The organism is Weissella tructae (assembly GCF_000732905.1).
GTDB classification, from domain to species: domain Bacteria; phylum Bacillota; class Bacilli; order Lactobacillales; family Lactobacillaceae; genus Weissella; species Weissella tructae.
The window spans coordinates 732,304-746,554 of record NZ_CP007588.1 but is presented as its reverse complement, the minus strand read 5'-3'; the positions used below and the strand labels follow the sequence as shown (position 1 = coordinate 746,554).

Genomic DNA, 14,251 nt, shown 5'->3' with positions numbered 1-14,251 from the left:
GCGGAACTTTTAAATACGAAGACGCTCGTAGCAGTAAATTCAAAAGCTCATTATGTTACCGGTAACATGCCAAAAATCATTGTAAACGTTTTCTGTAAGCGCTAACATAATAAATGTTGAAAGAGATATAAGCAGTTTACAGGAAAAGGGGAACAGTCGCATGGCTGAAACAGTACACAAAAAATCATTGCCAAGTTTGGCAAAACGCACGATTATGATGATGACAATCGGGAACTTAGGGGTGTCAATGGCGTTCTCATTGCAAAGTTCAAGTATGGGACGTATCTTCCAAACGATTGGGGCTGATCCACACACACTTGGATTTTTCTTCATCTTGCCGCCATTGGTTGGGATGTTTATCCAACCGGTTGTGGGATACTTCTCAGACCGTACATGGCTACCTAAATTAGGTGGGCGTCGTATGCCGTATCTATTAATTGGGGCCTTAATCGCTGTGATTATGATGATGCTTCTACCTAATTCCGGATCATTTGGTTTTGGATTTGGTTCAATGGCAGCCTTGTCATTTGCGGCCTTTGCCATTCTGTTCATGGACTTGTCATCAAACATGGCCATGCAACCCTTTAAGATGATTATTGGGGATATGGTGCCGGACGATGAAAAGAACTATGCTTGGTCATTCCAAACAATCTGGGGAAACTTAGGAGCTATCTTAGCAACATTACTACCATTCATTTTGACTTTGATTGGTGTATCAAACGTTGCCGTAAAGGGAGCATTGCCTAACTCAGTTATCTGGTCATTCTACATTGGAGCGATTATCCTACTAGTAAGTGCCATTTTCTCAGTATTGTCAGTTAAGGAATACACACCGGATGAATATGCTGAATACCACGGTGTGAACAAAGATGAACAAAACAAGCAAAGCATGATTAGCTTGATTAAGTCAGCGCCAAAGATTTTCTGGACACTTGGACTAGTACAATTCTTCGCATGGGGAGCTTTCCAATACTTGTGGACATATGGAACAGGAGCCATTGCGGATAACGTGTGGCAAACCACTGACCCATCATCAGCGGCTTACCAATCTGCTGGTAACTGGTTTGGAATTTTGTCAGCAACACAAGCAATTGCCTCAGTTGTCTGGGGACTAGTATTGTCAAAGACAACACCAAAGCAACGTCCATTGGCTTACGCAGGTGGTATGATCATTGGTGGTCTTGGATTCATGTCAGTCTTCTTCATTCATTCACAACATGCATTGTTGGCATCATTCGTGGCGATTGGAATCGGTTGGGTGACAATGAACGCTATTCCATTCATGTACTTGACGACGGCCTTAGATGGTAAGAATGACGGAACATACATGGGACTATTCAATAGTACAATTTGTATTCCACAAATCGTGGCATCAATCGCGTCATTTGCGATTTTCCCACTAGTAGGGGCAAGCATGCCAACGATGTTGTTGATTTCAGGTATCTTGATGATTTTGGGAGCTGGAGCGACACGCTTTGTGAAGCAATAACCACTTAAAACACGTTAATATTTAAAAATGAACGATTATTCTGTTAACATAAACCGCTATGTAGCAGCCTTAATAGGAGGAAAACACAATGGGTACAACAAGCCGTTGGAAAGATGAAGTTGTTTATCAAGTATATCCACGCTCATTCCAAGATACGAATGATGATGGTATCGGGGACTTGCCTGGAATTATTAGTCGCTTAGATTATCTACAAAGTTTAGGTGTGACAATGGTTTGGATTTCACCAATCTACAAGTCACCAATGGTAGACATGGGCTATGACATTGCGGACTATCAAGCTATTGATCCACAATTCGGTACAATGGACGATTTTGATACGTTATTACGTGAAGGTGACGCACGCGGGATTAAAATTGTGATGGACTTGGTGGTTAATCACACCTCTGACCAACATGACTGGTTCAAGCAAGCATTAGCAGATCCAAAGAGTAAATACCGTGATTACTACATCTTCAAAACAACTGAAGATGGTGAAGTGCCCAATAACTGGCGTGGTATTTTTGGGGGATCAACTTGGACAGAAGTGCCCGGTGAACCAGGTACATTTTACTTCCATACATTTGCGCCAGAACAACCTGAATTAAACTGGGAAAACCCAGCTTTGCGTCGTGAGATTTACGACATGATTAATTGGTGGCACGAAAAGGGTGTTGCTGGTTGGCGTGTGGACGCGATTACCCATCTGAAGAAGGACTTGGATTGGGCATCATTACCCGCTGATGGTGATGATGGACGTGTGTCTGTCGTAAAGAAGGGGCAAAATCGTCCGGGAATCAATGTTTTCCTTGATGAATTGAAGGCTGAAACCTTTGATAAGTACGATGTGATTACTGTTGGTGAAGCATATGGTGTGCCAGATGAAGACTTGCCAGCTTACATCGGACCGAATGGATACTTCTCAATGATCTTTGACTTCTCATATATCAATATTGAAGTGCAAGATGTGAATGAATGGTATCGTGGCCCTTCAGCGTGGGATACAGCCTTGTTGAAGCAAACTTTGTTTGATAGCCAACGTGAGATTAAGCAATCTAATGGAATGCTAGGAAACGTCTTAGAAAACCATGATCAAAACCGTGCGTTAACGAAGTATGTGCCAAATCCGGCCTTCCAAACACCAATGGCAGCCAAAGCATTGGCCACAATGTATTACTTTGTACCAGGGGTACCATTCATTTACCAAGGACAAGAAATTGGAATGAAGAATTTTAAGCGTAACGACATCAGTCAATTTAATGATGTGTCATCATTAAACAACTACGCAGTCGCTATGGACGCAGGGGTCTCTAATGAAGATGCCTTAGAAACAGTGAATGCAAAGTCTCGTGACAATGCGCGTACACCAATGCAATGGACTGATGCTAATTACGGTGGATTCTCTAACGCTGAACCTTGGTTAGAAATGAATAATCAACGTGATGGCATTAATGTCATGGCGGAAGAAAATGATCCAGATTCAGTATTGGCTTATTACCGTGCGATGAATAAAGTACGTGTCGACGATATGTGGCATAGTACGATTGTTGATGGTGACTTTACACCATTGATGAATGTTGCCGATGATGTTGTTGCCTACCAACGTGAATTAGGTAACCGTCAATTAACTGTGTTAATTAATCTGGGCACAGAAACACAAACAGTGACATTGCCAGCCATCATGACAGGTGAGGTATTGTTGGTGAATGATAAGGCCGTATCCACGACATTGTCAGGGAATACAATTACTTTGCCACCATATGGAGCCATGATTATTGGTGAATAATCATAATAACGACTAAAGCATATTTGACATCTCGCTGGAGATTGTGAAATATGCTTTTTTATTTTTAAATTTACATGGAAACATGTGAAAAACAGGTAAATGAAAGCGCTTTACAAAGAGATGAAGAGTGCTACAATTAAATATGTAAACGCTTACACGTTTTGAAGAAAAGGGGTTTATAGAATGAAGTATATTAACTATTTGGGAAATGATGCGCCAACAAACATCGCCACAGATGCGTGGTTGTTGGCGCAATTACATGCAGATGAGCCAGTCGTGGCGTTATGGCAGAACGAACGAGCTGTCATCGTTGGACAAAATCAGAATGCATGGGCAGAGGTCAATAAGTCATACACTGACGAACACGATATTCAAGTTGTTCGCCGTGTAACCGGTGGGGGCGCTGTGTACCATGACTTGGGGAATTTGAACTTTTCATTGATTGTACCGGTGGCGAGTGCTGGCGATGTCAACTTCTCTACTTTCGTAGAACCAGTGGTCCGCGCACTGCACAATATGGGGATTCCAGTTGAAGTCACAGGTCGTAATGATCTTGTGATTGATGGGAAAAAAGTATCAGGGAATGCGCAACGTTATCAAGGTGGGTATTTAATGCATCATGGGACACTTTTGTTTGATACCGATGTTGATACGATGGTTCACGCATTGAACGTTGCGGACGAAAAGTTTATGTCAAAGGCAGCCAAGTCTGTTCGCGCACGAGTTGGGGCTATTGGTGATTATGTACCAGAGGGTATGACCATGGCGGACTTCCGTTCAGCTTTGTTGTATGAGCTAACGAATCAAGGAACAGATGGCGAGTATGTCCTAAGTGATGAACAATGGACAGAAATTAAAACGTTGGCACAAGACAAGTTCTCTAATTGGGAATGGAATTGGGCGAAGTCGCCCGACTTCAATTTCAAGAACCATACAAAGTTCACTGGTGGGGCTTTAGATGTCTTTGCGGAAGTCCAAGAAGGTAAGATTACAGATATTGCCTTCGGTGGCGATTTCTTAGGTGTCCGTGATTGGCGTGAAATCAAGGATGCTTTCATTGGCTTAAACTTTGATGCAGCCGAAATCATGAAAGTCTTAGACGAACATGATGAAGCACAGTACTTTGGCACAATTACAAATTCAGAAGTTGCAAGTATGTTCACAGAGATAGGAGATCATGATGGCAAATAGCGAACACATTTTAGATTTTAACGTGCAGTTGGCAGAACAAGATGCACAATTTCCAACATTACAAATCTTGAGCAATGATGGTGAGATTATCGATGAAGCTGGATTAGCTGCGGCTGGGTTGAGTGATGATGAATTAGTGGCGTTGATGACACAAATGGTGCAAAGTCGTACATTGCACACACGTTCAACAAAATTGGCTAAGCAAGGTCGTCTAGGATTCTATGCGCCAACAATGGGACAAGAAGCCTCACAACTAGCGTCTAACTTTGCTTTTAAGCCACAAGACTGGGTGATGCCTGGTTATCGTGACGTACCACAATTAGTGATGCGTGGATTCCCAATCGCAAAGGCTTTCTTATGGTCACGTGGACATGCATTAGGTGGTGAATTTGAAGACTTGCGTGGTTGGTTCCCACAAATTATTATTGGGGCGCAATATGTTGAAGCTGCGGGAATTGCGATGGGATTAAAGAAGAACGGTGAAGACGCCGTTGCCTACACATATACAGGTGATGGTGGTTCATCTCAAGGTGATACCTATGAAGGAATGAATTTCGCTGGAGCTTATAAGTTACCAAACGTTTTCTTCATTCAAAACAATGGTTACGCCATTTCAACACCACGTACAACTCAAACATCAGCGACTCATTTGGCTGCGAAGGGTTGGGCTGCTGGAATTCCATCAGTGGTCGTTGATGGGAACGATGCGATTGCCATGTACTTGGCTGCGAAGAAAGCCCGTGAATGGGCCGTTAGTGGTAATGGTCCGGTCTTGATTGAAGCTTTGACTGATCGATTGGGACCTCATTCAATGTCAGGTGATGATCCATTGCGTTACCGTACGCAAGAATCTATTGATGAATGGATGAAGAAGGATCCATTGATTCGTATGCGTATTTACCTTGAAAAGCAATCATTGTGGAGCGAAGAGAAGGAACAAGCAATCATTGATGCTTACAACAAGGAAATTGATGCAGCCGTTAAGGAAGCAGATAATGCTCCAAAGATGGATATTGCAGATTTGATTGAAACAACATTTGAAATACCAACTTACACACAACGTGAACAAGTGGCAAAGATTCGTCAGGAGGATAACTAATGGCTAATATGACTTATATCGAAGCGATTACAGATGCACTGGATATCGCCTTAGAACGTGATGATAAGACATTGATTTTCGGAGAAGACGTGGGAAAGAACGGTGGAGTTTTCCGTGCGACAGACGGCCTACAAGCCAAGCATGGTGAAGACCGTGTCTTCAATACGCCATTGGCCGAAAGTGGAATTGGTGGACTTGCGATTGGAACGGCCGCAACTGGTTGGCGTCCAATTATGGAAATTCAATTCTATGGCTTTATCTTTGAAGTGATTGATTCATTGGCCGGACAATTAGCCCGTAATCGTTTCCGTTTCCATGGGACACGTAACTTCCCAGTGACGATTCGTGCTCCATATGGTGGTGGAACTAAGACACCTGAAATGCACGCTGATTCATTGGAAGGTCTATTAACACAGACACCTGGAATTCGTGTTGTGATGCCATCAAACCCGGTTGATGCTAAGGGCTTGTTGTTATCATCTATTGAAAGTAATGATCCAGTCTTATTCCTAGAGCATTTACGTTTGTACCGTTCAATGCGTGCAGAAGTACCAGAAGGTTACTACACCACACCACTTGATCAAGCGGTTGTGGCACGTGAAGGTAAAGATGCTTCTGTCATTGCGTATGGTGCCATGGTTGGTGAAGCCTTGATTGCGGCTGAAGAATTGGCCAAGGATGGAATTGAACTAGAAGTCTTGGACCTACGTACAGTAAGTCCATTGGACATTGATGCCATTGGTGAAACGGTTAAGAAGACTGGTCGCGTTGTTGTGGCACAAGAAGCCCAACGTCAAGCCGGTGTTGGTGCAGCTGTTATGGCTGAAATTTCAGAACGCTTCATCATGAATTTGGATGCACCAATTGGTCGTGTCTCAGCGCCCGATTCAATTTATCCATTTGCACAAGCCGAAAATGAGTGGCTACCAAATCCAGATGATATTATTGCGGCGGTAAAGGAGGTTGTTTCTTATGACTAAAATTTTTACAATGCCTGATATTGGTGAAGGAATGGCCGAGGGTGAAATCGCTAACTGGTTAGTTAAAGTTGGTGATGTTTTAGAACCTGAATCAGAAGTTGCGGAAGTCCAAAACGACAAGTTATTGCAAGAAATTCTATCACCATTTGGTGGGCAAGTAACGAAGCTATTTGTAGACGCTGGTACAGTTGTTAAGATGGGGGAACCATTGATTGAATTTGATGGGGATGGATCTGGTGACTCAGTAGCTGTAGAAACACCTGCTGTTGAAGAAGTGCCAGCCGAACCAGTGGCAGCGCCAGTGACAGAAAATGTTGCGCCAACCGCAGAACCAACTGGAACGACTGGTGTTCAAACAAATGGGAATGGGACTGTTATGGCTATGCCAGCGGTTCGTCAATATGCGCGTCAAAACAATGTTGATTTGACAACGATTGTCCCAACAGGGCGTCATGGACATATTACAATGCAAGATGTTCAAAACCCAACTGCAGCAGCACCTGCTGTCACAGAAACGCCAGTCGTTGAATCAATGGCAACAGTTAATGTTGCGAACGACACACCAGTAACACCAACAGCACCAGTTGTTGATGGTCAAGGTCAATATCGTGAAACGATGTCACCCATGCGTAAAGCGATTGCCAATAACATGGTGCATCAAACAACGACCATTCCACATGTCACATTGATGGATGAAGTTGATGTGACCAAGCTAGTTGCGCATCGTGCAGCGTTCAAGGAATTGATGGCGAAGGAAGATATTAAGCTAACTTACTTGCCATATATTGCGAAAGCATTGGCTGCGGTCGCAAACCGCTTCCCAATGTTGAATGCACATGCTGATATGGCAACGAATGAAGTGGTCTTCAACGAAAACGTAAACTTAGGAATCGCTGTTAGTGTTCCGGATGGTTTGGTTGTGCCAAGCATCAACAATGCACAAGGTAAGTCTATTAAGACAATGGCCGTGGAAATTGCTGATTTGGCAAGCCGTGCACGTGATAATAAGTTGAAGCCAGGTGAAATGGGAAATAGTACGATTTCAATTTCAAACATTGGTTCTGCTGGTGGTGGGTTCTTCACACCAGTCATTAATACGAATGAAGCTGCTATTTTGGGTGTCGGTCGTATTTACGAAGCACCAACTGTAAATGCTGAAGGTGAAATTGTGGTTGGCCAAATGCTACGCCTATCATTGAGCTTTGACCACCGTCTAATTGATGGTGTGATGGCGCAACAAGCAATGAATATGTTGAAGTCAATGCTTGCAGATCCAGCTATGATGCTGATGGAGGTCTAATATGGTTGTTGGAACATTAACAGAATCCGTTGATACAATTGTTGTCGGTGCGGGACCTGGTGGTTATGTCGCGGCAATTCGTGCAGCTGAACTGGGCCAAAAAGTCGTGATTGTTGAACGTGATTACATTGGTGGTGTCTGTTTAAATGTTGGATGTATTCCGTCTAAGGCGCTAATCACAGCCGGTCATCATCGTCAAAATATGTTAAATGGTGATCCATTTGGTTTGCATGCCAACGATGTAACACTTGATTTTGCCAAGACACAAGATTGGAAGCAAAACACAGTTGTCGCAACCTTAACAGGTGGTGTTGAAGCACTATTAAAGAAGCATAAAGTGCAAATCATTTCTGGTGAAGCACGTTTTGCAGATAATCAAACGATTAGTGTTGCAACTGAAGATTCAGCGTCACAATACGCCTTCCGTCATGCAATTATTGCGACCGGATCTCGCCCAGTTGAAATTCCAGGCTTTGAATTTGGTGGTCGTATCGTCGATTCGACTGGTGCATTGAATTTGACTGAAGTACCGGAGCATTTGATTGTGATTGGTGGTGGAGTCATTGGGTCTGAATTAGCCGGTGCCTACCAAAACTTAGGATCAAAGGTCACTATTTTAGAAGGACTGCCACATATTCTGAATGGTTTTGATCAAGAATTGACGAAGCCAGTTGTTGATGACTTTAAGCAACATGGCGCTGAGATTATTACTAGTGCAAAAGCAAAGTCAGCGAGCCAAGATGATGAAAGTGTCACTGTCACTTATGAAGTTGACGGGAAAGAAGCAACTATTACAGGTTCACACTTACTGGTAAGTGTTGGTCGTCGCCCGAATACAGATGAAATTGGACTTAATAATACGAATATCAAGATGACTGATCGTGGCTTGATTGAAGTGAATAAGCGTATGGAAACATCTGTTTCACACATCTTTGCGATTGGAGATGTCGTTGCTGGGCCAGCCTTAGCCCATAAGGCGAGCTTTGAAGCGAAAGTTGCGGCTGCTGCAATTGCCGGTCAAAATGTTGAAGATGGGCATTACGCAATGCCTGCTGTGGCCTATACAAATATTGAAGTCGCGACCGTAGGTGAGACGCCAGAATCAATTAAAGAATTGGGATTGAATGCGAAGGCCTTTAAATTCCCATTCGCGGCGAATGGTCGTGCTATTTCAATGGCTGAAACTGCTGGATTTATTCGTTTGGTGGTTGATCAAGATACTGATGGGATTATTGGTGGTCAAATTGCCGGTGCTGGGGCATCAGATTTGATTTCTGAAATTGCATTAGCGATTGAGAATGGTTTGACTGTGGCTGATATTGAATTAACGATTCATCCACACCCAACATTAAGTGAAGCCATTATGGATACCGCTGAATTAGCAAGTGGTTTGCCAATTCACATCTAAACAACCAAAAACACATTGGAAATCATTCAATGTGTTTTTTCTGTATCTGATGTTTCATGGATTGAGAGAAAGGAGGGTGAAATGATTTCAAATGAAGCAGAGCGTTTAACGCAGCGTTTAAAGACGCAAAATTTTCGACAACAATTAGTCACTGCTTTTCAGACTGCACAGGGGAAAATGACAGATAAGGACTTAACTCGCGAGAATTTCCCGGCCAATGTTTCCTATAAGGCGCATTGGATTGACCATCATTTAGTGGCCGAAGTATCCAGTTTGTCAGTCCAAAGAAATGCTTCGATTCTGATGTTGCATGGTGGTGGTTTTGTGATTCCAGCGGGTAAAAATTTTGTTACGGTGGGTATGGCATTTGTTCAGGCGGGTTATACGGTCTGGTTTGCAGACTATCCATTGATACAAAACTATTCAAGTGACTATCTGCGGAAATGGCTGTTACGAGCGTATGAAAAAATGGCCGAGCAAACAGATAGGTCCTTATTATTTGGTGATTCAGCTGGAGCTAACTTAGCTTTGAGATTGTTACTTGATATTCGCGATAAGGGGTTACCACAACCGCACGCAACAGAATTATTCTCATTAGGGCCGGACTTAACCTTAGCGACGACCGACTTAAAACAAGTCGCAGAATCAGATGTGGTGTTAGACCGCGACGGATTGGCCAGTGTCTTTAGCGATGTTTTTGATGCTGATATGAATCGTTACTATAGTTTTAATGCAGAAAATGATTACAGCCAGCTAGGGAATATTCGTCTGGATATGGGGGGCAATGAATTGTTTGTGCCTGATGTACTCGCGTTAATGGATGTGTTAGATACAGTGGGGACAAGTCCGGAACTGATGATTCATCCGGCGATGATGCATGATTTTATTATGTGGTCACAATTGCCGGAATCTCAGGCGGTGCAGGCATCTATCCTGAATTATTTCAACGAGGGACAAAAGTGAATCGACTTTTTCTGTTGCAGTATTATACGCCGTATGATAACATTACCTGTGTAATAAGATATGACGAAAAATATAAAAACAAAAAGAGGTGTAGTATCATGACTGAACCAGCATTGGTTGCGAATAATATTAAGCAAGTCTATAAGAGTGCAGCGGGCGTTGAACAAACAGTTCTGCATAATCTATCAGTAGAAGCGGAAAAGGGTGAATTCTTGGCTATTATGGGTCCTTCTGGATCTGGTAAGTCTACATTGTTGAATATTCTATCAACTTTGATGAAACCAACATCTGGGGATGTTCGCATCAACAATCAAGATATTCTACACATGAATGACAATGAAATCGCTAAGTTCCGTGGAGAAGACATGGGATTCATTTTCCAAAGCTACAATTTGGTTGATAGTTTGACGGTTTATGAAAACATTGCCTTGCCATTGATGCTGCAAAAGCAACGTCCAGCGGTAATTAAGACACGTGTCAATGAAGTTGCGACAATGTTGAACATTGCGGAATACTTGAACAAGTACCCATCAGAATTATCTGGTGGGCAACAACAACGTGTTGGGGCAGCCCGTGCGCTAGTACACAATCCTGGTTTGATTTTCGGAGACGAACCAACTGGTGCTTTGGATTCAGAAAATGCGCGTGAAATGATGAACTACCTAACAAAGATTAATGATAATGCGGATATTTCTATCTTGATGGTGACGCACGATCCATTCTCTGCTAGTTTTGCATCACGTATTTTGTTCCTAAATGATGGAGAAATCTCAGGTGAACTCGTACGTGGTAACACAGCACGTGAAGATTTCTACGGCGAGATTCTACGTGAACTCGGAAACTTCGAATAAGGCAGGTGACAGACATGTTAACAAAAATTGCCTTAAAGTCATTGCGTCATAAATGGCGTGATTATCTGGTTCTATTAATTGGAACAACGATTGCTGTTGGAATCTTCTATATGTTCAGTGCTATGGCCACGAATGATGCATTTTTGAAGGCTAATTCAACGGTTAAGATGATTATTCCGGTCTTTATTGTAGGAGAAGTCTTACTTGGAATTATCACATTCGTTTACTTAAACTTTGCCAATAGTTTCTTACTGCGCTTGCGTCAGAAAGAATATGGACTATTCTCCATGTTGGGTGCCACAAAACGACAAATTGGAACGCTATTGATGCGTGAAACATTGTTGGTAGGTGTGGTATCAGTCATTCTAGGGATGTTGCTTGGAATGGGATTAACGTCTGTCAGTGCAGGATACTTGATGAACTTAATCGGGATTGAATTGGAGAATTGGTCAGTTGTCACACCGAATGCTATTATCGTGACCGTTATTTTCTTTATGTTGGTATTCTTTATCAACGGAGTTTATAATCGTATTCGTTTAACACGTCGTGATACATTGACGCTTCTAACGGCGGATGCAACGGTTAAGCAACCTAAGCTAAGCACAATGAAGATGGTATTCATGGGACTATTAGGTCTTGCGCTATTGATCGGTAGCTACCTATTAATGCCACATATTGGGACATTCATGTTGCCAGGTTTCGTGGCAATTATCGTCCTAAACATTACTGGAACTTACTTGTTTGTTAGTCATACATTAAACTTGGTAACCAAGTGGATTCAAAATTCTAATTTTGGGATGCGTGGTTTGCGTCCATTCTTAAATGGACAATTACGTTTCCGTTTGGCTGACTACAAGCGTATTTTAACAATGATTGCGGTATTGTTTGGAATGGCACTTGGGGCGATGAGTGTTGGGCAAGGATATTACATTGCGTTGCCAACTCAAGCGGTTGAAAACGCCGACGTCACAATGGTTGTTCGAAATGAACAAACTGATTTGTCAGATGTTTCAGATGTCACGTACCGTGCTGATATCCATTATGTTGTCTCAGATGATAAGGTTTCATTTTTGAAGTCTGATTTTGCAGATATCAAGATTCCTGATCGAGAATATTTGGAAAACGGTAAGTCAAAATTGAACATGGTTTCAGTTGATTCAGAAGGGATTAACGAAAATTATACGTTGTTAACTTGGGCAAATTACGCTGCTGGACTAGAATTTGGCGGACAATTTGAATTGGTTGACACATTACCTGCTGGTGAACAAAAGACACTGCGTGCCTTTACAACCAGCGATTTCATGGGTAATGAAAAAGAACTACGTCAAGTATATGACGGCGAAAAGCGGTATTTGGAAAATGCCAACCAAGGTGGACCATCAAGTGTCCCAGGATCATTTGGAATGCTCGTATTACTAAAGAGTGTCTTTGGTGGACTAGAATTCATGAGTATGTTCCTAGGTATGGCCTTCATGGTTATGCTAGCGTCAACGTTGATGTTTAAGATTCTATCTAACGTTGTACCAGACATGCGTCGTTACCAAATATTGAACATGGTTGGTGTGACAAAGCACCAAGCAAAGATGGCAGTTGCTAAGGACTTGGGGATTCTATTCTTCATTCCAATGACAATTGGATTAGCTGATGCGTTGATTGGGCTACAAATGTTTGATAAGTTAATGCCAGATGCCTACGCTGGTGTACCAACTGCCTTACCATGGGTGCTTGGAATTTACGCATTGTACTATCTTGTAACGGTATTCATTTACCAACGTTTAGTATTAAAGTCAAAATAAGTTTGATAGCAAGCAATGGATGATATTATCCATTGCTTTTTTTGTTTACTTGTTATTGAGTCAAACTACTTATACAGGGGATGAAGCAGATGGTGGTGATTTAAAGGGATACAAAAAAAGACTAACCACATAATTGGTTAGTCTTTTTGATATATTGCATTTGTTTTTTGTCGTCGTATGACTTAGCTTAGTCGGTAATGTCGTTTAGGACACGACGCGCAACGGCTTCTGTCATCACAACGTCAGTGAAGAACTTACCACGAAGGGCACCAATAATAGCGTTTGTCTTAAATTTGCTCTTAACCACAGCAAAACGACGTGGTGTAGACATAATTGTATCAATATCTAGACCGAAAACATGATCATGTTCTAATGATAGGAAGTTTCCATCAATATCGAATGGACGTCCATAAACCATACCAGCAATTTCGTCTTGATCAACTCCAGCTAGAATAGAATCAGCATTATCACGCCAAACAGGAATACTGTTTAGAGAAGCAACTGTTCCAAGTGCTGTGAATAGGAAGTCCATGTGTTGTGCGGCTTCGAAAGAAGGGCGAATAGCCATTTCTTGTTTCATACCTTCACGAACAGATTCGTTCAAAACATATAGAGGACCAGCCATTGTTAAGTATTCTGCAGAAAACTTAGAGGCGGCTAGTTCAACCATGCGCATAGAACCAACGTCAGACTTATACTTCATGTTTTCCCCAAGGAATTGCGTGAAGGTGATGTCTTCTTGAATTGAAACCGGGAAGTTTTGAATCAAATTGTAGACTGTGCTTCCCCAAGTAAGTCCAACGACTTTACTTTGTGTAATCAAAGGTGCAATTTGATGTGCTGCGTAATTTAGCGCATTTTCACTGGTTTCAATAGGGTTCAAGCTATCGCTAATGATGTGGATATTATCGATATCAAAGAGTTCTTGGAATCGATTTTCCATCTCAAGATTACGTGGATTAGGGGCCGCAACGTTAATTGTTACGACACCTTCTTTACGTGCATCTTCAAGATACTTGTTAACAAGGTAGCGACTTAGGTCATATTTTTCAACCAAGTCAGCTAGAGATAGTTGTGATAGGTAGTAATCTTGGGCTAGACTAGCCAAAAGATCACGATGGTTCATGCTTTTTGCCATTATAGTCCTTCTTTCTATTCGTTTTATAAGTATAGTATACATTATATGCCGTATACAAATTATATACAACTATTTTCAATAAATAGTTGTGATTTTAAAATTTGTAAATATCGTAGATGGGTCATATAATCGCGGCATTTATTCGGTTATAATTAAAAGATAAAGTTAAGTTATCAAGGTTTAGAGACATAAATTTATCTTTTAAGCCACTTAATATACTCTACATGAGAAAACATTAACAAATCATAAAAAT

The 14,251-nt window shown here is 41.9% G+C and carries 11 protein-coding genes; 10 read left to right on the top strand and 1 reads right to left on the bottom strand.

Features of this window, described 5'->3' with window-relative positions; all coding sequences use genetic code 11:
* The first annotated feature begins 160 nt into the window (after positions 1-160).
* From WS08_RS03605 to WS08_RS03560, 10 genes are all read left to right on the top strand, one after another.
* Entirely contained in the window at positions 161-1,489 is a 1,329-nt protein-coding gene (locus WS08_RS03605; RefSeq protein ID WP_009765243.1) for an SLC45 family MFS transporter, read from the top strand.
* Positions 1,490-1,577: 88 nt separating this feature from the next.
* Positions 1,578-3,272: a glycoside hydrolase family 13 protein gene (locus WS08_RS03600; protein WP_038536195.1), complete on the top strand. Its 1,695-nt coding sequence runs from the start codon at positions 1,578-1,580 to the stop codon at positions 3,270-3,272.
* Between the two features lie 183 nt (positions 3,273-3,455).
* Positions 3,456-4,463, top strand: a complete 1,008-nt coding sequence (locus tag WS08_RS03595; protein WP_009765245.1) for a lipoate--protein ligase — start codon at positions 3,456-3,458, stop codon at positions 4,461-4,463.
* Entirely contained in the window at positions 4,453-5,562 is a 1,110-nt protein-coding gene (locus tag WS08_RS03590) for a thiamine pyrophosphate-dependent dehydrogenase E1 component subunit alpha (RefSeq protein ID WP_009765246.1), read from the top strand. Before WS08_RS03595 ends, WS08_RS03590 begins: the two co-directional genes overlap by 11 nt.
* Complete coding sequence (locus tag WS08_RS03585) at positions 5,562-6,542, top strand: alpha-ketoacid dehydrogenase subunit beta (protein ID WP_009765247.1); 981 nt, start codon at positions 5,562-5,564, stop codon at positions 6,540-6,542. The genes WS08_RS03590 and WS08_RS03585 overlap by 1 nt, the downstream gene beginning before the upstream one ends.
* Positions 6,535-7,842 (top strand): dihydrolipoamide acetyltransferase family protein, encoded by a 1,308-nt coding sequence (locus WS08_RS03580; RefSeq protein WP_038566664.1) that lies wholly within the window; start codon positions 6,535-6,537, stop codon positions 7,840-7,842. Before WS08_RS03585 ends, WS08_RS03580 begins: the two co-directional genes overlap by 8 nt.
* A gap of 1 nt (position 7,843) precedes the next feature.
* On the top strand, positions 7,844-9,250 hold the full coding sequence (lpdA, locus tag WS08_RS03575; protein WP_009765249.1) for a dihydrolipoyl dehydrogenase: 1,407 nt from the start codon (positions 7,844-7,846) through the stop codon (positions 9,248-9,250).
* A gap of 81 nt (positions 9,251-9,331) precedes the next feature.
* On the top strand, positions 9,332-10,213 hold the full coding sequence (locus WS08_RS03570; protein ID WP_009765250.1) for an alpha/beta hydrolase: 882 nt from the start codon (positions 9,332-9,334) through the stop codon (positions 10,211-10,213).
* A 98-nt stretch (positions 10,214-10,311) separates the two neighbouring features.
* Positions 10,312-11,064 carry an ABC transporter ATP-binding protein gene (locus WS08_RS03565; RefSeq protein ID WP_009765251.1) on the top strand — a complete coding sequence of 251 codons (753 nt, stop codon included), beginning with the start codon at positions 10,312-10,314 and terminating at the stop codon, positions 11,062-11,064.
* Between the two features lie 14 nt (positions 11,065-11,078).
* Positions 11,079-12,860 carry an FtsX-like permease family protein gene (locus WS08_RS03560; RefSeq protein WP_009765252.1) on the top strand — a complete coding sequence of 594 codons (1,782 nt, stop codon included), beginning with the start codon at positions 11,079-11,081 and terminating at the stop codon, positions 12,858-12,860.
* A 187-nt stretch (positions 12,861-13,047) separates the two neighbouring features.
* Here the strand turns inward: WS08_RS03560 and WS08_RS03555 are convergent, their stop codons facing one another.
* The gene (locus tag WS08_RS03555) at positions 13,048-13,998 is read right to left on the bottom strand and encodes a sugar-binding transcriptional regulator (RefSeq protein ID WP_009765253.1); all 951 of its coding nucleotides are present in this window, start codon (positions 13,996-13,998) and stop codon (positions 13,048-13,050) included.
* Positions 13,999-14,251: the final 253 nt, after the last annotated feature.

Coding starts and splice junctions, on each gene's coding strand:
- lpdA (WP_009765249.1), top strand. CDS start 7,844: ATGGTTGTTGGAACATTAACAGAATCCGTTGATACAATTGTTGTCGGT.
- WS08_RS03590 (WP_009765246.1), top strand. CDS start 4,453: ATGGCAAATAGCGAACACATTTTAGATTTTAACGTGCAGTTGGCAGAA.
- WS08_RS03585 (WP_009765247.1), top strand. CDS start 5,562: ATGGCTAATATGACTTATATCGAAGCGATTACAGATGCACTGGATATC.
- WS08_RS03600 (WP_038536195.1), top strand. CDS start 1,578: ATGGGTACAACAAGCCGTTGGAAAGATGAAGTTGTTTATCAAGTATAT.
- WS08_RS03555 (WP_009765253.1), bottom strand. CDS start 13,998: ATGGCAAAAAGCATGAACCATCGTGATCTTTTGGCTAGTCTAGCCCAA.
- WS08_RS03570 (WP_009765250.1), top strand. CDS start 9,332: ATGATTTCAAATGAAGCAGAGCGTTTAACGCAGCGTTTAAAGACGCAA.
- WS08_RS03595 (WP_009765245.1), top strand. CDS start 3,456: ATGAAGTATATTAACTATTTGGGAAATGATGCGCCAACAAACATCGCC.
- WS08_RS03565 (WP_009765251.1), top strand. CDS start 10,312: ATGACTGAACCAGCATTGGTTGCGAATAATATTAAGCAAGTCTATAAG.
- WS08_RS03580 (WP_038566664.1), top strand. CDS start 6,535: ATGACTAAAATTTTTACAATGCCTGATATTGGTGAAGGAATGGCCGAG.
- WS08_RS03560 (WP_009765252.1), top strand. CDS start 11,079: ATGTTAACAAAAATTGCCTTAAAGTCATTGCGTCATAAATGGCGTGAT.
- WS08_RS03605 (WP_009765243.1), top strand. CDS start 161: ATGGCTGAAACAGTACACAAAAAATCATTGCCAAGTTTGGCAAAACGC.